The following is a 25,523-nucleotide window of genomic DNA, read 5'->3' on the forward strand; positions in this document are numbered from 1 at the left end:
CCCGATTGGATCAACTGACATTCAGCGGGAGTGAATAACCCCTACTGAATGAAGCTTCTCTTTATTTCAGATTTGTTTTAATCATATCATATGCGTAGCGTGCCATTTCATTTTCTTCATCCAGCGTGAATGCCTGTTCGAGGTGATGCATGGCATCTGCTGTGCGGTCTGTCGAGACTGCATATAAAACACCCAGATTGTAATGGGCGTCTGAATGGTCAGGTTCCAGCTCCAGTACTTTTATGAACTGAGGCTCTGCCAGTTCGAACAATTCCATTGAAGCAAGGGTGACTCCATAGCTCATGCGAGCGGCGACGTCCGATTCATCCAGTTCAACCGCGCGCTGCAGATATGGCAGTGCCAGTTTCGTCTGGCCGAGACGCTCCAGGCATTTACCGATCATAAACAGGGCATCCGACCCTTCCAGATTGAACTGCACCGCTTTTTCATATAGCTTCAGCGCTTCTTCAAAACGCTCAGCATTAAAATAAAGATTCGCAAGACCATAATAGGCAGTCGCGGATGTTTCATCGAGCGTGATCGCTTTTTGGAAAAAGCGTTCCGCCCGCTCCGTTTCGCCCATCGACGTCAGGACATGGCCAAAGTTGATATAGCCAAGCGGATTTTCCGGCTCTTCTTCAATCGCTTTCGTGAAAGCCTCCACTGCCCGTTCCGTTTCGCCGTCTTGAATGGCCTGTATACCGATTTCATTATAATTCATCCAAATCTCTCCCATTAGCCTACGTATTCGAGGCGTGCACCTTTTTTAAATACTTTGTCGATCGTCCCGCCGCCGAGGCATTCGTCCCCGCTGTAAAAAACGACTGCCTGGCCAGGCGTGATGGCGCGGACCGGCTCATCGAAAGTAACGACCGCTTCCCCATCTTTCAGTTCCACAGTGACGCCGGTATCTTCCTGGCGATAGCGGAATTTTGCCGTGCAGGCAAACTTCCCTGTCGGAATTGTTTCGGAGGTGAAACTCAGATTCACGGCACTCAGGCTGTCTGAATAAAGAGCTTCGTGATGGAAATTCTGGCCAACATACAAGACATTGTTTTCCAAGTCTTTTCCGATAACGAACCAGGGATCTCCCGCTCCGCCGATGCCAAGTCCCTGGCGCTGGCCGATTGTGTAATACATCAGGCCGTCATGCGTGCCCATTTTGACGCCTTCCATCGTTTCCATCGAGCCTGGCTGTGCCGGCAGATATTGTCCCAGGAATTCCTTGAAATTACGTTCGCCGATAAAGCAGATGCCGGTCGAATCTTTTTTCGTCGCAGTTGCAAGACCCGCTTCAAGGGCAATTTCACGAACCTTTTTCTTTTCCATATGGCCGATCGGGAACATCACTTTCGATAATTGCTCCTGATCCAGCTGGTTAAGGAAATAAGTCTGGTCTTTATTGTTATCCTTGCCGCGCAGCATTTTTGTTTCGCCGTTTTCTGCACGTTCCACCTGAGCATAATGGCCCGTCGCCAAATAATCCGCACCAAGACTGAGAGCATGCTCCAAAAATGCCTTGAATTTGATTTCCTTATTGCACATGACATCCGGATTCGGTGTTCTGCCTGCTTTGTATTCATCCAGGAAATAAGTGAAAACCTTATCCCAATATTGTTTTTCAAAGTTGACGGCATAATACGGAATACCGATCTGGTTGCATACGCGGATGACGTCTTCATAATCGTCCGTCGCTGTGCAGACGCCGTTTTCATCCGTGTCATCCCAGTTTTTCATGAAGATGCCGATGACATCATAACCTTGTTCCTTCAATAAATAAGCGGCAACCGAAGAGTCGACCCCTCCGGACATGCCGACGACTACCCGCGTATCCTGTGGTGCTTTAACTGTCATATCCATCACCTTTTCACTTTAGCGCCAGGCGCTTGCTGATTTGGGCTGTTTTTTCAGCCGCTTCCTTCACTTGTTCCAATGTCAGCCCCAGACCGAAACTGAAACGGATCGAATTGCGTATTTCATCTGCCTGTTCACCGTACATCGCCACCAAAACATGTGACGGATCGATGGAACCGGCGGTGCATGCAGAACCGCTTGATGCGGAAATGCCTGCAATGTCCAAATTGACGAGGAATGATTCGATTTCAATTCCTTTGATGCTCAAGTTGAGAATATGCGGCAGTTGATGGCTGCCATTCTCTTTATAGTCAACGCCGGCATCGTCGAACGCCTGTTTGAAGATTCCCTTGTATTGCTTATAGTCAGCCGCTCTTTGTTCCATTGTGTCAAGCGACAGCGACACAGCTTTCGCAAATGCGCTGATTGCCGGAACATTTTCTGTTCCGGCCCGGCGCTTGCGTTCCTGTTCGCCGCCATAACTTAGGGGCGCAAGGCTCACACCTTTACGCTGGTACAGAAAACCGACGCCTTTTGGTCCATTCAGCTTATGGGCCGAGACGGACAATAAATCCACTTTCAGCTCTTCAACATCGATCGGCAAAACACCATAGGCCTGGACTGCATCCGTATGGAACACAGTTTCCGTGCCTTCCAGCATGGCCCCGATTTCAGCAATCGGCTGCATGCTTCCGACTTCGTTGTTGCCGAGCATGATCGTCACAAGAATTGTATCGTCCCGGAGCGCTTTTTTCACGTCATCTGCTTTAATAAGACCATCCCTGCCAACCGGAAGATAGGTGACTTCATAGCCGTCACGTTCCAATTTCTGGCAGGCATGCAATACCGCATGATGCTCAATCTGCGATGTGATGATGTGTCTGCCTTCTTTTTTCAGCGCTGTGCCGAAAATAGCCAGATTATCTGCTTCCGTTCCGCCGCTCGTGAAAATGATTTCCGGATCATCCGCATTGATGCTTTTTGCTAAGGTACTGCGAGCTTCATCCAGCACTTTCCGCGCTTCACGGCCAGTGCCATGGATGCTCGAAGGATTGCCATATACTTCTGCCAGTCTGTTTGAAAAAGTTTCGACCACTTCCGGATGCATCGGAGAAGTGGCCGCATGATCAAGGTAAATTCGGTTCATTGTCTAAACTCCTCTATATATAGAACATATAATTTTCTGTTGTGGATTCCTGCTGGTTCGCCAAATCTTCGATGGTCGTCGTATCCAGCACATTCTTGACGGCATCGCGTATACGGATCCACAGTTCACGCTGCGGCTGAGGTTCGTCTTCGATTCCTTCAACCGGTTGGATCGGCCCTTCCAGGACACGGATCACATCTCCCGCCGAAATTTCTTTCGGGTGACGCGCCAGCATATAGCCGCCATGTGCGCCGCGGACGCTTTTCACCAATCCTGCATTGCGAAGCGGGGCGACCAATTGTTCCAGATAAGCTTCCGAGAGTTCATGCTCTGCAGCAATTTTCCGCAGCGGAAACGGCCCTTCCCCGTATTCTTTGCCAAGCGCGATCATTATTGTCAAGCCGTAGCGGCCTTTTGTCGATATTTTCATAAATACACCTCTAAAGTCATTTTCCATTTATCTTCAAAACAGTATAGCATAAATCAGGCCATATAGACTTGCAATGACTTTTGAAACCCATCGCGATATACTAATGGAACAGATGTACGGAAGGAGTTTTTTCATTGCATAATGAACCATTGGCATTTCGCATGCGGCCGCGCACGATCGATGAAGTTGTCGGACAGCAGGACGTCATCGGCCCGCATACCGCTCTATATAAAATGATCCAGAACGGCCACGTGCCGTCGATGCTTCTCTACGGGGAACCGGGAATCGGCAAGACCTCGATCGCCCACGCCATCGCCGGCACCTCGAATCTACCGTTCATCGCCTTGAATGCGACGACCTCCGGCAAAAAAGATGTCGAAGATGTGGTCAAGGAAGCGCGCATGACCGGAAAAGTCCTCCTGTTCCTGGATGAGATCCACCGCTTCAATAAATTGCAGCAGGATGCGCTGCTGCCGCATGTCGAGAGCGGCTCGATCGTCCTGATCGGAGCAACGACAGAAAATCCGTTCCATGACGTCAATCCTGCCATCCGCTCACGCTGCGGTGAAATCAAACAATTAAAACGGCTGACACAGGAGGATATCGTCCAATTATTGAAGACAGCATTGAGCGATCCGAAACGCGGACTCGGCCGGCAGGAAATCGAAATCTCGGATAAACAGGTTGAACGCATTGCCGAAGGAACAAACGGTGATGCACGAAAAGGGTTGACGATGCTCGAGTCGATCATCATCGCTTCCGATGAGGAAGACGGCAGATATATCGTCGATGACGACTTGATTGAGCAGATGATCAAACGTGTCGGCATATTCGGGGACAAAAAAGGCTCACATTTCTTCAACCTATTGTCTGCCCTACAGAAATCCGTCCGCGGCAGCGATGTCAACGCAGCCATGTACTATCTCGCCCATCTCCTCGAAAACGGCGACTTGACCGCGGTCACCCGCCGCCTTCTGGTCATGGCCTATGAAGATATCGGATTGGCGAATCCTGCAGTCGGCGGCCATGTCCTCGCAGCTTGTCAGGCAGCCGACAGGCTCGGCCTGCCGGAAGCGAGAATCCCGCTCGCGCAGGCGGTAGCGGAAATGTGCCTGTCGGAAAAATCCAATTCGGCATACAAAGCGATTGACGCTGCAAGTGCCGCCATCAATAAAGGGCTGACAGGCGATATCCCGATGCATCTGCGCGATACCCATTACGCAGGCAGCGCAGAACTCGGCCACGGCGGGTATCTGTACCCCCATGACACGCCGATCGGTTCATTCGGCGGCTGGGCAGATCAGGATTACCTGCCAAAAGAGCTGCAGAAGACGGAATTCTACAAACCCATCGTTGCCGGTGAAGAAAAGAAATTTGCCGGAATCTACGAAAAGCTGAAATCGTTCCGGAAAAAGAAATAGTTTGCTGTTATGCCGCCATTCCTATTGGGATGGCTTTTTTTATAGGTTTTTCTCTCGTTTTTGCCGAAGAATGGATTTATATTGGAGATTTCATCTGAAATGCAAGCGGATTCAGTACTTGTTAGCTTCACTTTAACTCGGTTTCTTCGAATATGCGCGGTGGGAAGAATTTATGCACGTTCCTGAAATGTTATGCGCGATTAAATTTTCTTATGCGCGTTCCCGAAGTTTTATGCGCGTTAAAAAAATGTTATGCGCGTTCAGCAGTTTCCTGTTTTATTCCAGAAGATTCCCACAAAAAAACCGGCTCTCAAATTGAGCCGGCATTTTTTAATTGTTCCGTACACGGTTGATCGGAATCGTTGAAGTGATATCATTTACGACCCAGCTTGCGCAGATCAGGCCGACTGTCGAGGGAGTGAAGGCATTGGAAGACGGCGGCATTTTGGCTTTGCGAATTGCTGCTCCAGGCTTGCCCACCGTTTCAACGACATCTTCACGCACGATGATCGGGCTTTCATCGGAAAACACAACGGGAATCCCTTTACGGATGCCTGCTTCTTTCAATTTCTTGCGGATGATTTTCGCCAGCGGATCTGTATGGGTTTTTGAAATATCGGCAATCCGGAAGCGTGTCGGATCAGTTTTATTGGCTGCCCCCATGCTCGAAATGATTTTGACGCCGCGTTTATGGCATTCTTTCATCAAATGTACTTTATAGATCATCGTGTCCGAGGCATCGATGACGTAATCCGGATTATAGCTGAAAAATTCTTCATATGTTTCTTCTGTATAGAACATATGTAAATCGATGACTTCACAATCTTCATTGATATCAGCGATGCGGTTTTTCATGACGGCGCTTTTTGACTGGCCGATGGTCGAAAGGTTGGCGACCAGCTGACGGTTGACGTTTGTGATGTCGACGTTGTCCTTGTCCACCAGGATGATGCGGCCGACACCGCTCCGGGCACAGGCTTCAGCTGCAAATGAGCCGACTCCGCCCACACCCAGCACTGCGACTGTGGAGTTCTTCAGCATTTCGATTCCTTCTTTGCCTACCGCCAGTTCGTTTCGTGAAAATTGATGTAACATAGTTTTCCTGCCTCTCTAATGTTGAGTAACTTATATAAATGAATTAAAAAACGACATTTTATTTCGCTTCGGCGCTTTGGACCAGGTTCCCACAATAAGCCGAGAAAACTCGTCTTATTGCTCCACCCAGTCCTGAGCCGCGCCTTTGCTTAGGTCCACTTCTAAAGTTGAAGTGAAGCAGCAATTACTCCTACAATCTCAGTGTAGCGTTAAGCACCCACTCGGACGAAGGTCCGAGTTCGCTTCTGGAAACCAACTCAACATGAGAAGGGTTATTAAGATATGGAGCAAAACAGCGAGACTCCTGCGGCTTAGCGACACGACCGATACACCGCAGGGAGCGCAGGATTGGGCGGGAGCCAAGACATTGGCCGAAGCTTGCGAGGACAAGTCTTTGCGACGAAGCTAGCGCAGCGATGCAGGAGCATGGGTTCTGGAAAGCGAAGCTGTTTTGCGCAATATCGACTACTGTAGAGTATTTAGTTCAACTTATACAATAGGAATTATACACAAATAAAAACCCTCCAGCAAATAGCTGAAGGGGTCATTAACATTTTTAAGTGAGAATCCCAATCGTGCCGTCCTTGACTTGCATATCGTTTTTGAACCCGCTTCTAGCAGGTGGGTGACCTCTTCCCCGCTTATAACTTCCGGTTAAGGCATGTTAGCCACGTTGAAATCCGGTCTCCCGACGACAAAATGTTGGGTCAAAACTGAATTGCTCGTAACGAACACATCAGGATTCTCTACTACCGTTATATTATCACAGCAGTTAAACTTGTACAACCATTTTACTCTAGCCCTTTTGAATTATTCTGAACATTCAGAGATAGGCTTAATTCATCAAGCTGTTCTGCCGCAACGGGACTCGGCGCGTTCGTCAGCAGATCGCTGGCGCTGGCTGTTTTCGGAAACGCAATTGTATCACGGAGGTTCGTGCGTCCCGCAAGCAGCATGACCAGGCGGTCCAGACCAAAGGCGATGCCGCCATGCGGAGGTGTTCCGTATTCAAAAGCATCCATCAGGAATCCGAATTGGGCTCTCGCTTCTTCCGGCGTGAAACCGAGGACTTCAAACATTTTCTCCTGGATGTCACGGCGGTAAATACGCGCTGATCCCCCACCGAGTTCGTAGCCGTTCAATACGAGGTCATAAGCCTGCGCTCTCACATTTTGAGGTTCTGTAGATAATTTTTCGATATCTTCCTCATATGGCATGGTGAACGGATGGTGTGCCGCGAAGTAACGGCCTTCTTTTTCATCGTATTCAAATAATGGCCAGTCTGTGATCCAGAGGAATTTATAAACGGATTCGTCGATCAACCCGAGTTCCTTGCCGAATTTCATTCGCAGGGCACCAAGGGCGTCCGCCACTACCGATTTTTTATCGGCTACGAACAAAAGAAGGTCTCCCGCTTCCGCTCCAGCTGCCGCAATCAATGAGTCAGCAGCTTCGCCTTCGAAGAATTTTGCGATTGGTCCTTTAACGCCTTCTTCATCCACTTTCAGCCAAGCTAATCCTTTCGCTCCGTAACGGCCGGCAAATTCACCAAGTGCATCGATGTCTTTCCGCGAATAATTTGCAGCCTGCCCTTTGACATTGATCAGTTTCACCTGGCCGCCGTTTTCGATGGCTCCTGTAAATACTTTGAAAGAAGAATCCTTCACAAGATCCGATACATTGATCAATTCCATGCCGAAACGTACATCAGGCTTATCTGAACCGAAACGTTCCATCGCTTCGGTATATTCCATGCGCTCGAATGTCGGCTCGATGTCGATGCCTTTAACTTCTTTCATCATCTGTACCATCAGGCGTTCATTCATCTCTAAAATATCTTCCATCGTCTGGAAACTCATTTCCATATCGATCTGCGTGAATTCCGGCTGGCGGTCAGCGCGCAAATCCTCATCGCGGAAACAGCGGGCGATCTGGTAGTATTTATCGAAGCCCGACACCATCAGCATCTGTTTGAACAATTGCGGAGATTGCGGCAGCGCATAGAATTCACCATCATGGACACGGCTCGGCACCAAATAGTCGCGTGCGCCTTCCGGGGTGGATTTCGTCAAAATCGGTGTTTCCACTTCCAGGAATCCTTCAGTGTCAAGGAAACGGCGAATGGATTTCGTCACTTCAGAACGCATTTTGAACGTCTCGAACATTTCAGGACGGCGAAGATCCAAATAACGGTATTTCAGCCTCAGGTCTTCACTGACATCCGTATTGTTTTCAATCGCAAACGGCGGGTTCTTCGCAGTGTTGATCACGTTGATGGAATCGACCTGAATCTCGATTTTCCCTGTTTTCAGTGTTTCGTTGATCTGGCCGTCTGCCCGTTCAACAACAAGCCCTTCAATATGCACAACAAATTCGCTGCGCAGCGATTCACCGATTTTAGCGGTCTCTTCAGAAATCTCAGGATTGAATACAGCTTGCACAATCCCCGAACGGTCGCGTACATCCACAAAGATCAAACCGCCAAGGTCACGTCTTTTCTGTACCCAGCCTTTGATGGAAACGCGCTGTCCGATCACTGTTTCGTTCACTTCGCCACAATAATGCGTTCTAGTCATACTAATTCCTCCAATTGTCTCTTTGCATTTTTCTTCTATATAAATAAAGATCGTCTATTTAACGGTTCTCCAGAATGGCTTGTGCAAGCTCCTCAAACTCGAGTTCCTGCTGCTCACCTGTTGCCATCGACTTCAGAGCGACTTTCCCGCTTTCGAGTTCTGTTTCACCGATGACAATGACGTAGGCGGATTTTTTACGGTCAGCTGACTTCATTTGAGCTTTGACTTTGCGCCCGTTGAAATCCATGTCTGCCGAAATGCCGTTCATACGCAGATCGCGCACAACTGTGAATGCTTTATTCTTCGTCGATTCGTCCATCGCAACTACATAGACTTCCAAATCAGAAGCCTGGCCGATTTCGACTCCTTCCATCTCCAAAGCGAGCAGCAGGCGTTCGATACTCATCGCGAAGCCGATTCCCGGAGATTCAGGTCCGCCAAGATCTTCAACCAGACCATTATAGCGTCCGCCGCCGCATAGAGTCGTGATGGCGCCGAACCCTTCTGCATCACTCATGATCTCGAATGCTGTGTGGTTATAATAATCCAGTCCGCGCACCAGGTTCGGATCCACCACATAGTCGATGCCAAGTGCTTCCAGGTATGATTTGACACCATCAAAATAAACCCGGGATTCATCGTTCAAGTAATCTGCCAGTGAAGGTGCCGTCGCCATCAACTCGTGATTGCGGTCCACTTTGCAATCAAGGATGCGAAGCGGATTTTTCGTCAAACGCGACTGGCAGTCTCCGCAGAATTCATCGATCCTCGGTTCGAAGTGTTTAATCAGCGCTTCTTTATGGGAGATGCGGCTTTCCGTGTCACCAAGTGAATTGATGACCAGGCGGAGCTGTTTCAGTCCGACTGAACGATAGACTTCCATTGCCAGGGAAATGACTTCCGCATCGATCGCCGGATCTTTCGAGCCGATCGCTTCGACGCCGAATTGGACGAACTGGCGTGTACGGCCGGCTTGTGGACGCTCATAACGGAACATCGGACCCATATAGGACAGTTTCACCGGCTGATCCGGCAAGCCGAATAATTTATTCTCCACATAAGCCCGCACCACTGAAGCAGTGCCTTCCGGACGAAGCGTCAGCGAGCGATCGCCGCGGTCCTGGAATGTATACATCTCTTTTTGGACGATATCCGTCGTATCACCGACACCACGCTGGAATAATTCCGTATGCTCGAAAATCGGTGTACGGATTTCCTTGTATTGATACAGTCTGCAAAGTTCATTGATCTTTTGTTCCACTTCCTGCCATTTGGCGGACTGTTCCGGCAGCACATCATAAGTGCCGCGCGGCAATTGAATATTATTGGCCATTTGTTCCACTCCTCTTTTTTCCATACAAAAAAGCTCCCGCCCCTTGCTTGCGCAAGGGACGAGAGCCTGTATCCAAGCTTCCGCGGTTCCACCCTAGTTGATGCGAAAAAACGCACCCTCTCATTCCGGATAACGACCGGTTCCGTCCTTTCCTACTAATTGCAGACAAATGCCCGCAGCTTTCAGAAAAGAGCCTCTTAAGTGTTGTTCACCACATATTTCTGCAGGGAAGCTTGCAGCCTGGGACTTCCCCTCTCTTATCAGCCAATCATGCAGTTACTTTCTTCGTCATCGGCGTTTATTTCATATAATAAGCTTAATCTTAAATTTTCCTATGCACCTTGTCAACCTTTTTCACATTTCGGCTGAATTCTTTGCTAAAATAAAAAATAAGTTCCATAGAGGAGGTGCTGTATGAAGCGAAGAACTTCAATTGCATACATAATTCTTATTTTATTGGTTTCACAGGCTTTGCCATTCAGCAATGACTACGCTGTTTCCGCCAATACCGGCATAGAAGTGGCGGAGGCTTCCATCAATGTCAGAAGCGGCCCGGGTCTCAGTTACCCTGTCATCGCTTCGATGAAAGAAGGCGACGCAGTCAATGGGCTGTCGAGAAGCGGAGACTGGATTGAAATCGAGGTCAATGGCGAAACCGGCTGGATCGCCTCGTGGCTGACGAAAAGTTCAGAAACAGCTGAAGCGGCAGCTGCCAAAACGGCAGTGTCATCCGTAAACCGCTTGAATGTCCGTTCACAGCCCGATCTTTCATCCTCTGTGTTAACACAGATGAACGCCGGCGAACAGGCGAATGTCATCAGTGATGCGAACGGCTGGGTTGAAGTGGAATTCCGCGGAGTCCGCGGATTCGTTTCGGAACAATACATAAGCATCAACAACATCACCAACGCCAACCCGGCTCCTGCTTCAAGCGACGTGGCTTCAATTGAAATTGCAGTGGATGTGCTGAATGTACGCAAAAAAGCTGACTTAAGTTCTGCAAAACAGGGTTCTGTCAAAAAAGGCGAGATTTATCCGGTTCTTGAACTTGCAGGCAACTGGGTGAAGATTCAGCTGGAAAATGATAAAACCGGCTGGGTCTATTCATTCTATGGCCATCTCTCCAACCAGACCGCCGAAACGAAATCCGACACCAGTGTCAAGACGGTGACGGTTCAGACCAACGGCACGAATGTCCGGTCACAGGCTTCCACTTCTTCTGAAGTGGCCGCCCGCGTGAATGCCGGCGATCAACTTCCCGTCCTTGCCAAGCAAGGCGACTGGTATCAGGTCCAGTTGTCTGGCGGCGGCACCGGTTTTATTGCCTCGTGGGTCGTAACAGACGGGGCGCAGGAAACCTCAGCTGAAGAAGAAAAACCAGCCCGTAAAAAAGGGACGCTCAACGGTTTGACGATTGTGCTGGATCCCGGACATGGCGGCAATGACGGCGGTACAGTCGGCGTGCGCAAAACTGAAGAAAAAGGGTTGACGCTGAAAACCGCTGAACTGTTATCGAATCATTTGCAGGCAGCTGGCGCCGAAGTGCTGATGACCCGCCAGTCCGATGTTTATGTCGATCTGCGAAAACGTGTGGCAGAAGCGCATACTTCAGCGGCGGACGCGTTTATCAGCATCCATTATGATTCTACGATGGACAATAGCGTCTCCGGCTTCACGTCCTATTATATGCATGATTATCAAAAGGAACTTGCCGCCTATCTCAATGACGGCCTGGGGAAAAAACTGACGCTCCGTGACCGCGGCGTTCAGCGCGGCAATTATCTCGTCCTGCGTGAGAATCGTCAGGCAGCCGTGCTGGTGGAACTTGGATTCCTGTCGAATTACAGCGAAGAGCGCATCGTCTCGTCCGCCCAGTTCCGGGAACAGGCTGCACTGGGGCTGTATCAGGGATTGATCAATTATTTCGATGCGCAATTGGAGAATTAGAAAAAAGCTGTCCTTCGGGGCAGCTTTTTCTTGTGGTCGGCGATATAAGAATTATTTCCTAACTGGAAATGAGGTTACGAAAAATTTTTTTGGATAAATAAAACATTTATTTTTTCTGAGTTGCGGTTATCGGCATTTGAGTTGCGGTTTACAGCGATTTTATTGCGGTTATTCGCCAGTTTGTTGCGGTTGTCGTCATTTTTGTTGCGGTCAGCAATAAACCTAATTGGATTTGCAGAATTCTAATTATTTCCACAAAAAAGACGCGGAGCCATTTGCACTCCGCGCCCTGCATTTAGTTGGATTCCACAATCAGTGTTACGGGGCCGTCATTGACCAGTTTCACGTCCATCATGGCACCAAAAACGCCTTCTTCGACTTTCAAGCCTTCACTGCGCAATGCTTCATTGAAATAATGCCATAACGGTTCCGCTTTTTCCGGACGCGCCGCTTCGACAAAGCTCGGCCTGCGCCCTTTCCGGATATCGCCGTAGAGCGTGAACTGTGAAATGGAGAGGATGGCACCGCCGGCTTCAAAAATTGAGCGGTTCATCTTCCCTTCTTCATCTTCAAAGATCCGCATCTGGGCAATTTTACGCGCGCAATAATCGGCGTCTTTTTCTGTATCTTCGTGAGTGATGCCGACGAGCAGCACGTAGCCGGAATCGATAGCTCCGGTCACGCTGCCATCCACAGTCACAGCTGCTTCCTTGCTTCGCTGTAAAATGACTCGCATAGTTCCTCCTTAGTTCATGACCCGTTTCACGGCATAGACATCCGGCAATTGTTTGATCCGTTCCACTACCCGGTTCAGATGGGTAATATGAGGAATCATGATCGACAGATTGATGGTCGCTATTTTATTCGTGTCAGCCCGGCCGCTTACCGCAACGATCGTCGTTTTCGTTTCGCTGACCATATGCATGACTTCATTGATCAGGCCGACCCGGTCGAACGCTTCCACTTCAATATCGATCTGATACGATTTGTTCTCAGGCGTCTCAGCGTTCTCCCATTCAACCGGGATGAGCCGGTCAGTTTCATCAGCATGGACATTCGGGCAGTCTGCACGGTGAACCGAAACGCCCCGCCCTTTGGTAATGAAACCGATGATGGCATCACCAGGTACAGGATTGCAGCATTTCGACAAACGGATCATCATGTTATCGATGCCGCGGACGATGACGCCGGATTCCGTCTGTTTGCGCGGTGTGTTCGATTTCATCTCGACCGTGATTTTTTCCAGCGCTTCTTCCTGCTCCCGTTTCTTGCGCTCTTTTTCTGCGAGGCGATTGACGACCTGCTGGGCTGTTATGCCGGTAAAGCCGACTGCCGCGTACATATCATCTTCGCCGGCGAAATTGAATTTTTCACAGACACGTTTGATGTTTTCATTCGTCAGGATTTCTTTCGGCACGAATTCCTGCGCTTTGATTTCGCGCTCGATCATTTCCTTGCCTTTTTGCACATTGTCTTCACGCAATTGCTTTTTGAAGAATTGGCGGATTTTATTTTTCGCCTGTGTGGACTTAGCGATTTTCAGCCAGTCACGGCTAGGGCCGAAAGATTGCTTCGATGTGAGGATCTCGACGATGTCCCCCGTATTAAGCTGGGTATCGAGCGGCACCATCTTGCCGTTCACTTTGGCCCCGATCGTCCGGTTGCCGATTTCCGAGTGCACCCGGTAGGCGAAATCGATCGGGCATGAGCCGGCCGGCATTTCAATCACGTCACCTTTCGGCGAGAATACATAGACCATATCGGAAAACAAGTCGAATTTAAGCGACTCCATGAATTCCTCGGCGTTGTCAGATTCGTTCTGGAAATCAAGGATTTCGCGGAACCAGGACAGGCGTGAATCGACAGAGCTGGCAGGTTTGACCGAAGTTTTACCTTCTTTATAAGCCCAGTGCGCCGCCACCCCGTACTCGGCGATCCGGTGCATTTCCTCCGTACGGATCTGCACTTCCAGCGGATCTCCCTGAGGTCCGATGACAGTCGTATGGAGCGATTGATAAAGATTCTGTTTCGGCATGGCAATATAGTCCTTGAAACGGCCCGGCATCGGTTTCCATGTCGAATGGATGATCCCAAGTACGGCATAGCAGTCTTTGATGCTTTCCACCGTAATGCGAACAGCCAATAAATCATAGATCTCGTTGAACTGTTTGTTCTGCACCGCCATTTTTTTATAAATGCTGTAAATGTGTTTCGGACGTCCGAAAAGATCCGCTTTGATATCCACTTCTTCCAGCTGGACGCGGATCTCCCCCATGACATTATTCAGATATTCTTCACGTTCTGTGCGTTTTTTCTTCATCAGGTTAACGATGCGGTAATATTGCTGCGGATTGAGATAGCGCAGAGCCGTATCTTCAAGTTCCCATTTAATGGTATTGATCCCCAGGCGATGAGCAATCGGCGCAAAAATTTCGAGTGTTTCATTGGCCTTGATGCGCTGTTTCTCTGCAGTCTGGTATTTTAACGTTCGGAGATTGTGGAGGCGGTCGGCGAGTTTGATCAGGATGACACGGATGTCCTGCGCCATCGCGACGAACATCTTGCGGTGATTTTCCGCCTGTTCCTCTTCTTTGGACATATATTTGATCTTGCTGAGTTTCGTTACGCCATCGACGAGCAACGCCACTTCCTCATCAAAATCACGGACAATGTCTTCGCGGCTTACAGGTGTATCTTCCACGACGTCATGCAAAAAACCGGCTGCCACTGTAGCCGGGTCCATTTCCAGTTCCGCAAGGATCCCCGCAACCTGGACCGGATGGACGATATAAGGTTCTCCGGATTTCCGGAACTGTCCCATATGGGCATCATATGCTACATGATACGCTCTTCGGATCATTTCAACATTTTTCTCATTCATATACGAAGCAACGATATCAAATACATCTTCTGCTGTTTTTACTTGGTCTTTCGCCATAATCGCCCACCTTGCTCCTCTTTTTTCGAAAAGTATATCTATATATTATAGAAAACATTGGGGACAGTGTAAAGTTTAGTTGCCGTATGCTCAATAAATGTTCATAACCGTTTACATAATTTGTAAAATTAAACCAGTATAACTGCTTTTTCATCGCGGTCAGTTTTTGATTTTAACCAAATTTTCCAGTGTAACTGCCGATTCGTCTTTTCCTAATCTGATGATTTCCGGTGCAGAATCCGATGAATGAATATTTTTCACCAGCACATTTTGTACATTATTTGAATCTGAAGCAACGGAAATATCGGTTTTTGCGTTTCGGAATCCCTGAAACACACCGTTTGCCAACACGACATTCGCAGCGCGGAACTGAATCGAAGCGGCCGTCTGCCCCTTATAATCGTAGAAAGGGTCTCCAGCGAATAAAAAATGATTGATGACCACATTACGGTAGCCGGATACGACCAGCGCACGAGGCGCGGAAGATCGGTACAGCTCGGAGCACACCGGATGGATCGCGACCAGTTTTTGAGCAGTGATATTATAGGCTGACACGGATTCCGCATCATCCGGATGATGGTGGCCGATATGACGGAAATTGAACGCCCTGTTGTCATTCACTGAAAGATGGCCGGAAATATGGACACCCGACGCGGCAGAAGAAGTTTGATGCGCTTTGATCTCGACACCGCCGAAGCAGCGGGTGCTGGAATTATTCGAAAGCCAGACATGGCGTGAGCCGTCATCTATCTCGATGCCATTCGAATTTGACGAACCGCTTTTATGGGAGCGGCCGCCCGGATCCCGGAAATGGCTGTTCGAGATGAAGATGTGATCGCTGTGATGCGTCGTCACTCCGTCATCTCCGAAACCGGAGCCGGTGACCCGGTCCAGCCAGACATAGCTGCTGCCGCCTTTCGCAGCCGTTCCATCGCCAGCATAGCTGTAGAGAGCAGAAGAAATATCGAAGCAATGAAGGCCTGGATTGATGGCTTCGGCTTCTTTGACCCAGCCAAATGTGACATTCGCGAATTTCAGGCAGCTGGACAGATTATTGCCGCTTGCAGATTTCATATCAGCTGGCAGCCGCTCCAGGTTCCAGTCGAGCGTAAGCCCCTCCACCGCAATATTGCGATTGCCGGATAACGGATTTTTATTGGTGATGAGCGTTCGGCGTCTCGGCGCCTTGTCGTGAAGGCGGATGACCGCCTTGCCTTTGCCCGCTCCCATCAGCCTCGTCCATGATGGCAGTCTGATGCCTCTGACGACATACACCCCTTCCGGCACATAGATATTCCGGCCTCCTGTGCCGAGGGCTTTCTTAAATGCCTGAGTTGAATCGGTCCGGCCATCGCCAATTGCACCAAAAGCAGTCACAGAGATGAAATTCCCTGCCACTTCCTGCAGCCTGTCATACTGGTTGTCCAGCTCATTTTTCCAAAAAGGGGAAATAGCCTCTCCCTCCACTTCAAATCCGATTTCTTTTTTATTGTCGACGATGAAATCCTTGGAAAGCGGTGACCACATCCCCTCGAGCCATGTTCTTTTTTGTCCGCTCGATTGCCGATTCACCGGTTTGCGGATCTGTGTGAATAAATTCTGTGTCTCCTTTGTAATTTCTTCTAATTTCCCTTCCGTTCCGAGCAGCATATCGATCAAACGGCCATTATTTGCCGGATAATGATTTTCATCCCATTTCAGCATACGGTCACCTCTTCATTTCGCTTTTACTTTCCATACCCGCTGGACAATAAAACATTCTTTTTGGAATGTGCAGAGATGAGATGCGTTTTTTGGAAATATTTGACACAAATAGTTCATCCTCTTTTCTTTGAGGTGAGCCCATTAATAAAACATCTCATAATTATCTTAGCGCACATAAATTGAATTCTCCGCACACAAAGTATCGTTTTCCGCACATAAATTCAGTTTACCGCAGATAAACTTTCATTTCCGCACATAAATCTGCAGCAGTGCAAGACAATCTCATTGAGCTTTATAATAAAGAAAATATATCCAGCCATAAACCCCCGCCAACGCCACTTTACAATACAAAAAACAGCCCAAAACGCAATCTGCGCTCCGGGCCGTCTTTATTCCATCAGTATTTCAATAATGTGCAAACGTCATAGCCGTTCAATTTGTCACGGCCATCCAGATATGTCAATTCGATCAGGAATGCACAGCCGGCCACGATACCGCCGAGTTTTTCGACAAGGTTGATCGTTGCTTCGATCGTTCCGCCGGTTGCCAGAAGATCATCTGTAATCAGCACGCGCTGACCCGGTTTGATCGCATCTTTGTGCATCGTCAAAACGTCTTTGCCGTATTCAAGGCCGTATTCCTCGCGAATGACTTCGCGCGGCAATTTGCCTTCTTTGCGGACAGGCGCAAAACCGAGTCCGAGTGCATATGCCACTGGGCAGCCGATGATGAATCCGCGGGCTTCCGGTCCGACGATGATGTCGGCATCCACTTTTTTTGCGTATTCAACAATCTGGTCCGTTGCATATTTATAAGCTTTTCCGTCATCCATCAACGAAGTGATATCTTTGAACTGGATTCCTGGTTTCGGCCAATCTTCAACAATCGTAATATACTCTTTTAAATCCATAACTGTTCCTCCTTGGCAGACACTTTCGCGTCAAACCACTCTTTTAAGTCTTTATAAGATGCATACAGAAGCTTCTGTTCCAAGGCAATCTGCTGTTCGCGCTTCTTATAGCTTGGCGCTTCTGCCAGATCTCGTTTGCCCGGAGATTCTGCAATCTCAGTAAGTCCATTGTTAAGTGTAACAAAACCGAGTTCAAAAAACACCTGCAACATGAAAAATAATGAATCCCGCGTCCACCCTTTATGCTTGGCGAGTTCGTCACAATGCTTTTTGAAGTCGAATGACCCTCTTTTTTTAATGAAAGCAAACAGCCAGGCAAATTGGTCACGGGGAGGAATCTGTTCGAAATACTGTGATTCCTTCGCATAGAAATGCGCGTAGATGCGCTTCGGACTAAGCTGGTCCAAAACGGATTCCAATTGCGCTTCCGATTCCGGCAGGTCGAGGAGCACAAGATGATGGACGGCCCCGTCGGCTTTTCCAATCGTGTCGATGGTATGAATCGGATGCTGGATCAATGTTCGATAAACTGCCACAGTTTCCGGATGGAATGCCAGGTAGACCTGATCTTTTTCCGGAATCAATTTCGACCATCTTGATACTTGGCGAATGCCGCGGATATCAAACAGCTGCCATTGATCCGTACGGATGTCCTCTATCAGCATCTGCGCTTTTTTTCGGCCATTCCATTCATTTATCTGCAAATCGCCGATGACATCGATCAACACATCAGGCGTCAGCTGATCTCCGATTTCCCCGATGCCGAAACCGACAGCGTCCAGTGACGAATCAGCCGAAGCGAGTTCAATCTTCAAATGGTTCTGTGCCGCGCCGATTTTGCGGATAGACGTCACTTTGACACCTTTGATATAGAACTTCGGTTTAGCGAAGCCCATGCCGAACGGAGCTAGATAGCGCATGGATTCGATCGTTTCCGTACTGATTTCCGTTAGCTCCACCGGGATGTCTATGTCTACGACCGGCACCAGATCTTCCGAAGTAAGGACCGCTTCGGCCTGCTTATTCAAACGCCCGCGAAGTTCATCTACATTGTCAGCTTCCAGCGTCATGCCGGCAGCCATCGGATGGCCCCCGAACGCTGCAAGGATTTCGCGGTTTTCAGCCAGTTCATTATACAGATGGAACCCTTCAATGCTCCGGGCTGACCCCTTCGCTTTGCCCGTCTCCGGATCCAGCGATAGAACGATGGTCGGCCGGTAATATTTTTCGACCAGTTTTGAAGCCACAATCCCGACGACTCCCGGATTCCAGCCTTCCTTAGCCACAATGATGACGTGCGGCGGACCATCCGGATACATGGATTCGACTTGCGCAATCGCTTCATCCGCAATCGTCTTCACGATCGCCTGCCGTTCTTTATTGAGCACATCCAGGCCATCAGCGAGTGAACGTGCCTGCGACGGATCTTCCGTCAGCAGCATATGGACTGCCGGGCCGGCATCCTGCAGCCGGCCGATTGCGTTGATCCGGGGACCGAACGTAAAACCGATCGTTTCTTCGTTGATTTCTTCCTGTTTGATGCCGGCAACTTCCGCAAGGGCGCCGATTGCCGGACGTGGTGTATCGCGAAGTGCCAGCAAACCTTCTTTGACGAAAATCCTGTTTTCCCCATGCATCGGCACCAGATCCGCAATCGTGCCGATGGCTACCAGTTCAAGCAGATGATCCGGCATTTCTTCATACAATGCATGCGCTATTTTGAATGCCACACCGACTCCAGCCAGTTCACCGAAAGGATAATTCCCTTCAGGATGACGCGGGTGGATGATTGCCAGCGCATTCGGCATCGTCTGCCCGATATCGTGGTGATCGCTGATGATCACATCCATGCCAAGCCCTACTGCAAAGTCGACTTGCTCGATGCCTGAAATTCCGTTATCGACCGTGATGATCAATTGGACGCCGTTATCGTACGCCTGCTGGAACAATTCTTTATTCGGTCCATAGCCGTGCTTAAAACGGTTCGGGATGACGAATGAAACATCTGCTCCCAAATCCTGCAGAACTGTCATCATGACGGCGGTGCTTGTGACACCATCCGCATCGTAATCGCCATAGACAAGGATTTTTTCCTGATTGTCGACAGCTCTGCGGATCCGCTCCACAGCAATGTCCATATCTTTTATCAAATAAGGGTTATGTATGGCAGAAGGATCTGTCGCCATAAACGCGCGTGCTTCTTCAGCTGTGCCGATCCCCCGGGTCACCAGGATTTTAGCCAGCACAGAAGAAATGGCTAATTCGCGTTGGATCGACTGGACTGCCTGTTCATCAGGCTCTGTCAAACGCCATCTTTTTTTGGATTCTATCATATCAGTCACTTCCTCACTGCCCATTATACAAGAAATGACGGCAGACAAAAACCTTTCGGCGCAAATGCCGAAAGGTTTCTTTTTCAGAGATCGCTTTTAGGTTCGCGGCCAAATTCGTCCGCATGCGTGGCCACAGGCTTTTCTTCATTTGTGACAATTTGGGCATCAGGCACAACGCCCGCTTTCTGGTATTCGGAAATTTCATTTTGCTGCGTGGCGATCAGGGATTCCTTGACAGCCATTTCTTTCTGGAGTGCTTTGACTTTGCGCTGGAGCGAATAGGTTCTGGCGATCGCCACCACCCCGCTCAGTAAAAAGCCGAGAAGCGCAGAAGCCAGAATGACCAGGATCAAGGGAAATTCAGTCTCGCCGAAAATATAGTCGACAGGAACCGCATCTACGTTAACCACTGCAAAAACGGCGATGATAACGGCAAATATAAGTGCAAGTAAGATAAGCCATTGCATTTTCATGTTAAACAACTCCTTTCTGAAAATAAAAAAATGGAACAGGGTCGTTTTTACTATACCCTGTTCCGTTTCCTTTATAAACGTTCAGGCTGAAGCCGCCCTTATTTAAACGACCGGCTCGTCAGAACCCCATTTGCTTTCCTGTTCCTGCTTCTCGATATCGATCGGCCCTTTTTTATTCAGCTCTTTTTTCTTCAGTACGAGCCACAGCTGGGCTGCGATGAAGATGGATGAATACGTGCCGGCGATCAAACCGATCAGCAATGCGATCGAGAAGTTCGTGATGGATGGTGCACCGAAGATCAATAATGCCACTACAACCAGCACCACGGTCAAAACCGTATTGACCGAACGGATGAGCGTCTGGCGAAGGGAAACGTTGACCACGTTCTCCAATTGATCGACTGTCTCGATTTTTTTCATCGTCTTCATATTCTCACGGATCCGGTCGAAGGTGACGATCGTGTCATTGATGGAATAACCGACGATCGTCAACACAGCCGCGATGAATGTAATATCAACTTCAAGGCGCAGCAGGCTGAATACCGCTATGATGAAGAACGTGTCATGGATCAACGCCACAACTGATGCGACACCCATGCGCCATTCAAAACGGAATGCCACATAGATGATGATGCCGATCGCAGCGATCCCCAGCGCATATAATGCGTTTTGAATGAGCTCGATGGCCACCTGGTTGGAAACGGTTGAAACGTTCGGCTCCTGGCCATATGTGTCGATCGCCGCCTGTTTCAATTCCTCGATTTCAGTTTGTGTGAAATCATCTGTATAGCGGGCCACACCGATATTTGATGTGTCGCCGGAAATAACTACGTTTTCCGAAGGGAATCCGGCTTCTCCAAGAAATTCTTCCACTTCCTGTTGTGTAAGAGATGAATCGGATGTTACTTCAACCCGTGTGCCTCCTGCAAAATCGATCCCCAGGTTTAACTGGAAAATCCCGATTATGATGGCACCTGCAGCAATCAGCACAAGTGAAGCGGTAAAGAATTTATTGCGGTTGCCTGCAAAGTCGAAGCGGTCGAAAGGTGTCGATAAATCCGTGATGAGTTTTTCTTCCTTCACATCGTGGATCTTATCGGCTTTCAAACCGAACCAGCCTTTTTTATTGTCCAGGAATCCGCTGTGGACCCAAAGGCCCAGCAGCAATCTCGAACCCCATACTGCAGTCGCGAAGCTTGCAAGAATGGAAATGATCAATAATGTCGCAAATCCTTTTACGGAACTTGTCCCGAAATAGAACAGGACAATAGCCGCCAGGAGCGTCGTCACGTTGGCATCGATGATAGCCGAGAACGATGAACGTGCGCCGATCTGGAATGATTCTTTGACCGATTTGCCTGTCCGTATTTCTTCACGGATACGCTCATAGGTGATGATATTGGCATCGACTGCCATCCCCACACCCAGCATGATCGCTGCAATACCCGGCAATGTCAGAACACCGCCGATCCAGTTGAAGATCAACAGGATCAGGTAGACGTATGTCGATAATGTAACGACGGCAACGATTCCAGGGAACCGGTAGAAAATAAGCATGAACAACAGGACCAGCCCGATACCGATGGCAGCGGCAAAAGTCGTTTTATCCAAGGCTTCTTCCCCGAACTGGGCGCCGACTGAAGTCGAATAGATCTCAACCAGTTCCACCGGCAGCGCACCTGCATTCAAGATACCCGCAAAATTCTGGGTTTCTTCCACTGTGAACGATCCGGTAATCTGGACGCTTGATGAATTGATGCGTTGCGTTACACTTGGAGCCGAAACGAATTTCGGATCCGCTTTCAAGCGCTCTTCCTGGTAGGAATCGACGCCTTCTTCAAAGTCCATCCAGATGACCAGCACGTTGTCGCCTAATGGCCGCTGCATGATCTCCGAAGTAATGTCAGCGAATTTCGCCGGGTCATTCAATTCCAGTGACACGATTGGTGCTCCGTTTTCATTGAAAGTACCGGTCGCACCGCCTTCTTTCAGGTCAGAGCCATCCATCAGAAGATTGTCGTCCGAATCACGGAAAGTCAAATTCGCTTCCGTCGACAGCAGCTCACGTGCTTCCGACTGATTTTCTATACCCGCCAACTGAACACGGATGCGGTCATCGCCTTCAATCTGGATGACCGGCTCACTGACGCCGAGTACGTTGATACGGTTCGTCAAGGCGTCTGTTGTATCAGATAAAATTTCGTTTGTGATTTCAGGTCCATCATTCAGTGATTTAACTTCATAGAGAACTTCAAATCCACCTTGGAGATCCAGCCCCAATTTTATGTCTTTGGCTATTGGTAAGCTTGTCGTGCCAATCATTCCTATCAGTGCGATGACCAGTAAGAAAAAGGCTAATATGCGACCTCTTGCTTTCATATGTATAGTTCCTCCTCATTATCAAAAACACAGCAACTTCATTATGAAACACACGCGTAAGCGTGTCAAACTCAATCTGTCTTTTTCTGGGTGGGCCGAAGCAGCTGGTCGAGATCATCAGAATTCCCCGAAGAAAACCAAATATCTCCTTTGAAACCTTCTATCTGATGGTAAGCGACAAATTCCGAAGCCCGCATTTCCATGATTTCATTGACCATTTCATGGAGCGCCATGTCGCCTGTGTCTTTCTTTCGCCATTTCTTTTTGATCAAATATTCCCAAATATCCTCCGGCGTGAACGTGTCGTAATCCGCAAATTGGAATTCCTCACATTTACTTTTCAAGAATGGCAATACGATGTCATATTGCTCTGTATATTTCGGCATATTTATTCCCTCTTTAACATGATTAATTTTTTTGAACAATCCGTGAATTGCCATTAAAAAAAATCGCCTTCAAATCGAAGGCGAAGATTTCTTAGATTGTCGTTTTCGCTTGATCCACAACGCGGGCGATTGCCTGGCGTTCGAATTGCATGCGAGTGCCGTCTGCCACTGTGATGTAGATTGTCGTATCATCTACAGCGTCAACCAGCCCGTGAAGTCCTCCGATCGTAACGATGCGATCGCCGCGGCGAAGTTCAGACTGCATGTTGGCCGTAGCCTTCTGGCGTTTCTGTGCTGGGCGGATAATAAAGAACCACATCAAAACAAACATTAATAGTAAAGGTGATAATGCTACTAAAGTTTCCATTATTCATATTCCCCCTTTCACTCTCTATCTATGACTTAGAAATTCTTTGCGTTCGGTTTATTGAAGCCGTAAGCCTCGAAAAACTCCTCGCGGAAATCTCCCAGGCGGTCCTCACGAATCGCTTGGCGCACCTGTTCCATTAAGTTTAACAGAAATTGCAGATTATGATAACTGGTAAGTCGCAAACCGAACGTTTCATCTGCACGAATCAAATGATTTACATACGCACGTGAATAGTTTTTGCATGTATAGCAATCGCATTTCTCGTCGATCGGCCGGAAATCACGTTTGAAAACAGCGTTTTTAATATTCATGCGCCCTGTGCTCGTCATCAAAGTCCCGTTCCGGGCGATGCGTGTCGGCAATACGCAGTCGAACATATCGATGCCGCGGATAGCACCGTCGATCAATGAATCCGGTGAACCGACGCCCATCAAATAGCGCGGTTTATCCGTCGGCATAAGTGGTGTGGTAAATTCAAGCGCACGGTTCATGACATCTTTGGGTTCTCCGACGGAAAGTCCGCCGATCGCATATCCCGGGAAGTCGAGTGATACGAGATCGCGCGCACTTTGTTTGCGCAAGTCTTCGAATTCCCCGCCCTGGATGATACCGAACAAGCCCTGGTCTTTCGGACGCGCATGTGCTTCCAGGCAGCGTTCAGCCCAGCGGGATGTACGTTCGACACTCGACTTCATGTATTCATGTGTTGCCGGATACGGCGGGCATTCGTCAAAAGCCATCATGATATCAGAGCCGAGGTCGTTCTGGATCTGCATCGCTTTTTCCGGACTCAGGAACAATTTGTCACCGTTCATATGATTACGGAAATGGACGCCTTCTTCTTTGATGTTGCGGAATTCACTTAGCGAGAATACCTGGAAACCGCCGGAATCCGTCAGAATCGGACGATCCCAGTTCATGAATTTATGAAGGCCGCCCGCTTCTTTGACAACGTCATTGCCTGGACGCAGCCATAGGTGGTATGTGTTGCTGAGGATGATTCCTGCGTTCATCGCTTTCAGTTCTTCCGGCGACATCGTTTTGACGGTCGCCTGGGTGCCGACCGGCATGAATGCCGGTGTTTCGAATGAACCGTGCGGCGTGTGGACGATGCCGAGGCGCGCCCCGGTCTGTTTGCAAGTTTTTATGTGTTCATAACGGATTGCTTCAGTCATGTTGATTCTCCTTTTTCTGTGGTTCAATGAACATGGCATCTCCAAAACTGAAGAATCTGTAACGTTCATCTACTGCTTCATTATATGCATTCAAAATATGGTCCCGGTTCGATAAGGCGCTGACCAGCATGACCAGCGTCGATTTCGGCAGATGGAAATTCGTGATCAGGCCGTCGATCGCCTTGAATTCGTAACCTGGAAAGATGAAAATATCCGTCCAGCCGCTGTCTTCTTTCAGCTCGCCGCCGAATTTATTCGCGACGGATTCCAGCGTCCGGGTCGAAGTGGTTCCGACCGAAATCACGCGGCCGCCCTGCGCTTTCGTGTTATTGATGAGTTCTGCCGTCTCTTTTGTGATACGGTAGAATTCAGCGTGCATTTCGTGGTCTTCGATCGATTCGACCGATACCGGACGGAATGTGCCAAGGCCGACATGCAACGTGATGAAAGCGATATTGACACCTTTCGCTTCGATCTCCTTCAATAATTCATCGGTAAAATGAAGGCCGGCAGTCGGCGCAGCTGCACTTCCGCGTTCTTTCGCGAATACGGTCTGATAGCGGTCCTGGTCTTCCAGTTTCTCACGGATATACGGGGGCAGCGGCATTTCCCCCAATTGATCAAGGATTTCGTAAAAAATCCCGTCATAGATCATTTTGAAGTGGCGGCCGCCGTGGTCTAGGATGCCGGTGCATTCTGCACGCAGAAGCCCTTCTCCAAATGAGACAACTGTGCCGACTTTCACTTTTTTCGCAGGCTTGACGAGCGTTTCCCAGACATCATCTTCTATTTGCTTTAAAAGAAGCACTTCGATATTGGCACCTGTGTCTTCCTTGACCCCCATCAGGCGGGCAGGCAAAACACGTGTGTCATTCAGCGCGAGCGTGTCGCCTTCATGCAGATAATCGATGATGTCGCGGAAATGCTTGTGTTCGGTCTTGCCCGTTACTTTATCCATGACCAGCAGACGGCTAGATGTACGGTCGAGCAAAGGAGTCTGCGCGATCAATTCTTCCGGCAGGTCAAAATCAAAATCATTTACATTCAATAAA

At 48.9% G+C, this 25,523-nt stretch carries 20 protein-coding genes, 1 other RNA gene and 1 other annotated feature; of the genes, 2 read left to right on the forward strand and 19 right to left on the reverse strand.

What is annotated here, in order from left to right; all coding sequences use genetic code 11:
- Window positions 1–61: 61 nt before the first annotated feature.
- The 4 genes from IQ294_RS05935 to cymR are packed head-to-tail and all read right to left on the reverse strand — an operon-like array spanning window position 62 to window position 3,431.
- A complete protein-coding gene (locus IQ294_RS05935) occupies window positions 62–721 on the reverse strand; it encodes a tetratricopeptide repeat protein (protein WP_203333087.1) in 660 nt (219 codons plus the stop codon).
- A gap of 14 nt (window positions 722–735) precedes the next feature.
- Entirely contained in the window at window positions 736–1,854 is a 1,119-nt protein-coding gene (gene mnmA / locus IQ294_RS05940; protein ID WP_203333088.1) for a tRNA 2-thiouridine(34) synthase MnmA, read from the reverse strand.
- A 13-nt stretch (window positions 1,855–1,867) separates the two neighbouring features.
- Window positions 1,868–3,001: a cysteine desulfurase family protein gene (locus tag IQ294_RS05945; RefSeq protein WP_203333089.1), complete on the reverse strand. Its 1,134-nt coding sequence runs from the start codon at window positions 2,999–3,001 to the stop codon at window positions 1,868–1,870.
- 13 nt (window positions 3,002–3,014) lie between these two features.
- Window positions 3,015–3,431 carry a cysteine metabolism transcriptional regulator CymR gene (gene cymR / locus IQ294_RS05950; protein WP_203333090.1) on the reverse strand — a complete coding sequence of 139 codons (417 nt, stop codon included), beginning with the start codon at window positions 3,429–3,431 and terminating at the stop codon, window positions 3,015–3,017.
- Between the two features lie 134 nt (window positions 3,432–3,565).
- Between cymR and IQ294_RS05955 the strand changes: the two genes are divergently transcribed.
- Window positions 3,566–4,852 (forward strand): replication-associated recombination protein A, encoded by a 1,287-nt coding sequence (locus IQ294_RS05955; protein ID WP_203333091.1) that lies wholly within the window; start codon window positions 3,566–3,568, stop codon window positions 4,850–4,852.
- Between the two features lie 330 nt (window positions 4,853–5,182).
- On the opposite strand, the gene IQ294_RS05960 is transcribed toward IQ294_RS05955, so the two are convergent.
- From IQ294_RS05960 to hisS, 4 genes are all read right to left on the reverse strand, one after another.
- On the reverse strand, window positions 5,183–5,947 hold the full coding sequence (locus tag IQ294_RS05960) for a tRNA threonylcarbamoyladenosine dehydratase (RefSeq protein ID WP_203333092.1): 765 nt from the start codon (window positions 5,945–5,947) through the stop codon (window positions 5,183–5,185).
- A 562-nt stretch (window positions 5,948–6,509) separates the two neighbouring features.
- Window positions 6,510–6,693, reverse strand: a non-coding RNA gene (gene ssrS, locus IQ294_RS05965) — 6S RNA.
- Between the two features lie 45 nt (window positions 6,694–6,738).
- Window positions 6,739–8,523: an aspartate--tRNA ligase gene (gene aspS / locus IQ294_RS05970; protein ID WP_203333093.1), complete on the reverse strand. Its 1,785-nt coding sequence runs from the start codon at window positions 8,521–8,523 to the stop codon at window positions 6,739–6,741.
- Window positions 8,524–8,581: 58 nt separating this feature from the next.
- On the reverse strand, window positions 8,582–9,880 hold the full coding sequence (gene hisS / locus IQ294_RS05975; RefSeq protein ID WP_284699721.1) for a histidine--tRNA ligase: 1,299 nt from the start codon (window positions 9,878–9,880) through the stop codon (window positions 8,582–8,584).
- A gap of 27 nt (window positions 9,881–9,907) precedes the next feature.
- Window positions 9,908–10,157: a binding site (T-box leader), on the reverse strand.
- Between the two features lie 113 nt (window positions 10,158–10,270).
- Here hisS and IQ294_RS05980 point away from each other — a divergent pair.
- Complete coding sequence (locus IQ294_RS05980) at window positions 10,271–11,803, forward strand: N-acetylmuramoyl-L-alanine amidase family protein (RefSeq protein WP_203333094.1); 1,533 nt, start codon at window positions 10,271–10,273, stop codon at window positions 11,801–11,803.
- Window positions 11,804–12,098: 295 nt separating this feature from the next.
- Here the strand turns inward: IQ294_RS05980 and dtd are convergent, their stop codons facing one another.
- The 11 genes from dtd to queA all read right to left on the reverse strand — a co-directional run bounded on the left by dtd (window position 12,099) and on the right by queA (window position 25,519).
- Window positions 12,099–12,539 carry a D-aminoacyl-tRNA deacylase gene (gene dtd / locus IQ294_RS05985; protein ID WP_203333095.1) on the reverse strand — a complete coding sequence of 147 codons (441 nt, stop codon included), beginning with the start codon at window positions 12,537–12,539 and terminating at the stop codon, window positions 12,099–12,101.
- Window positions 12,540–12,548: 9 nt separating this feature from the next.
- Window positions 12,549–14,741: a RelA/SpoT family protein gene (locus tag IQ294_RS05990; RefSeq protein WP_203333096.1), complete on the reverse strand. Its 2,193-nt coding sequence runs from the start codon at window positions 14,739–14,741 to the stop codon at window positions 12,549–12,551.
- Between the two features lie 159 nt (window positions 14,742–14,900).
- Window positions 14,901–16,445 carry a glycosyl hydrolase family 28-related protein gene (locus IQ294_RS05995; RefSeq protein WP_203333097.1) on the reverse strand — a complete coding sequence of 515 codons (1,545 nt, stop codon included), beginning with the start codon at window positions 16,443–16,445 and terminating at the stop codon, window positions 14,901–14,903.
- 397 nt (window positions 16,446–16,842) lie between these two features.
- On the reverse strand, window positions 16,843–17,355 hold the full coding sequence (locus IQ294_RS06000) for an adenine phosphoribosyltransferase (protein WP_203333098.1): 513 nt from the start codon (window positions 17,353–17,355) through the stop codon (window positions 16,843–16,845).
- A complete protein-coding gene (gene recJ / locus IQ294_RS06005; RefSeq protein WP_203333099.1) occupies window positions 17,346–19,688 on the reverse strand; it encodes a single-stranded-DNA-specific exonuclease RecJ in 2,343 nt (780 codons plus the stop codon). Before recJ ends, IQ294_RS06000 begins: the two co-directional genes overlap by 10 nt.
- 83 nt (window positions 19,689–19,771) lie before the next feature.
- A complete protein-coding gene (locus IQ294_RS06010) occupies window positions 19,772–20,161 on the reverse strand; it encodes a LapA family protein (RefSeq protein ID WP_203333100.1) in 390 nt (129 codons plus the stop codon).
- Window positions 20,162–20,263: 102 nt separating this feature from the next.
- On the reverse strand, window positions 20,264–22,540 hold the full coding sequence (gene secDF, locus IQ294_RS06015; RefSeq protein ID WP_203333101.1) for a protein translocase subunit SecDF: 2,277 nt from the start codon (window positions 22,538–22,540) through the stop codon (window positions 20,264–20,266).
- 71 nt (window positions 22,541–22,611) lie between these two features.
- The gene (locus IQ294_RS06020) at window positions 22,612–22,926 is read right to left on the reverse strand and encodes a post-transcriptional regulator (protein ID WP_203333102.1); all 315 of its coding nucleotides are present in this window, start codon (window positions 22,924–22,926) and stop codon (window positions 22,612–22,614) included.
- Window positions 22,927–23,017: 91 nt separating this feature from the next.
- Complete coding sequence (yajC, locus tag IQ294_RS06025) at window positions 23,018–23,293, reverse strand: preprotein translocase subunit YajC (RefSeq protein WP_203333103.1); 276 nt, start codon at window positions 23,291–23,293, stop codon at window positions 23,018–23,020.
- A 35-nt stretch (window positions 23,294–23,328) separates the two neighbouring features.
- A complete protein-coding gene (tgt, locus tag IQ294_RS06030; protein ID WP_203333104.1) occupies window positions 23,329–24,471 on the reverse strand; it encodes a tRNA guanosine(34) transglycosylase Tgt in 1,143 nt (380 codons plus the stop codon).
- Window positions 24,464–25,519: a tRNA preQ1(34) S-adenosylmethionine ribosyltransferase-isomerase QueA gene (queA, locus tag IQ294_RS06035; protein WP_203333330.1), complete on the reverse strand. Its 1,056-nt coding sequence runs from the start codon at window positions 25,517–25,519 to the stop codon at window positions 24,464–24,466. Before queA ends, tgt begins: the two co-directional genes overlap by 8 nt.
- Window positions 25,520–25,523: the final 4 nt, after the last annotated feature.

The sequence above is a fragment of the Planococcus beigongshangi genome (assembly GCF_016820495.1).
Taxonomy (GTDB): Bacteria; Bacillota; Bacilli; order Bacillales_A; family Planococcaceae; genus Planococcus; species Planococcus beigongshangi.

Coding starts and splice junctions, on each gene's coding strand:
- aspS (WP_203333093.1), bottom strand. CDS start 8,523: ATGACTAGAACGCATTATTGTGGCGAAGTGAACGAAACAGTGATCGGA.
- yajC (WP_203333103.1), bottom strand. CDS start 23,293: ATGGAAACTTTAGTAGCATTATCACCTTTACTATTAATGTTTGTTTTG.
- mnmA (WP_203333088.1), bottom strand. CDS start 1,854: ATGACAGTTAAAGCACCACAGGATACGCGGGTAGTCGTCGGCATGTCC.
- cymR (WP_203333090.1), bottom strand. CDS start 3,431: ATGAAAATATCGACAAAAGGCCGCTACGGCTTGACAATAATGATCGCG.
- IQ294_RS05960 (WP_203333092.1), bottom strand. CDS start 5,947: ATGTTACATCAATTTTCACGAAACGAACTGGCGGTAGGCAAAGAAGGA.
- IQ294_RS05990 (WP_203333096.1), bottom strand. CDS start 14,741: ATGGCGAAAGACCAAGTAAAAACAGCAGAAGATGTATTTGATATCGTT.
- IQ294_RS05945 (WP_203333089.1), bottom strand. CDS start 3,001: ATGAACCGAATTTACCTTGATCATGCGGCCACTTCTCCGATGCATCCG.
- secDF (WP_203333101.1), bottom strand. CDS start 22,540: ATGAAAGCAAGAGGTCGCATATTAGCCTTTTTCTTACTGGTCATCGCA.
- hisS (WP_284699721.1), bottom strand. CDS start 9,880: ATGGAAAAAAGAGGAGTGGAACAAATGGCCAATAATATTCAATTGCCG.
- IQ294_RS06000 (WP_203333098.1), bottom strand. CDS start 17,355: ATGGATTTAAAAGAGTATATTACGATTGTTGAAGATTGGCCGAAACCA.
- IQ294_RS06010 (WP_203333100.1), bottom strand. CDS start 20,161: ATGAAAATGCAATGGCTTATCTTACTTGCACTTATATTTGCCGTTATC.
- IQ294_RS05935 (WP_203333087.1), bottom strand. CDS start 721: ATGAATTATAATGAAATCGGTATACAGGCCATTCAAGACGGCGAAACG.
- tgt (WP_203333104.1), bottom strand. CDS start 24,471: ATGACTGAAGCAATCCGTTATGAACACATAAAAACTTGCAAACAGACC.
- dtd (WP_203333095.1), bottom strand. CDS start 12,539: ATGCGAGTCATTTTACAGCGAAGCAAGGAAGCAGCTGTGACTGTGGAT.
- IQ294_RS05995 (WP_203333097.1), bottom strand. CDS start 16,445: ATGCTGAAATGGGATGAAAATCATTATCCGGCAAATAATGGCCGTTTG.
- IQ294_RS05980 (WP_203333094.1), top strand. CDS start 10,271: ATGAAGCGAAGAACTTCAATTGCATACATAATTCTTATTTTATTGGTT.
- recJ (WP_203333099.1), bottom strand. CDS start 19,688: ATGATAGAATCCAAAAAAAGATGGCGTTTGACAGAGCCTGATGAACAG.
- IQ294_RS06020 (WP_203333102.1), bottom strand. CDS start 22,926: ATGCCGAAATATACAGAGCAATATGACATCGTATTGCCATTCTTGAAA.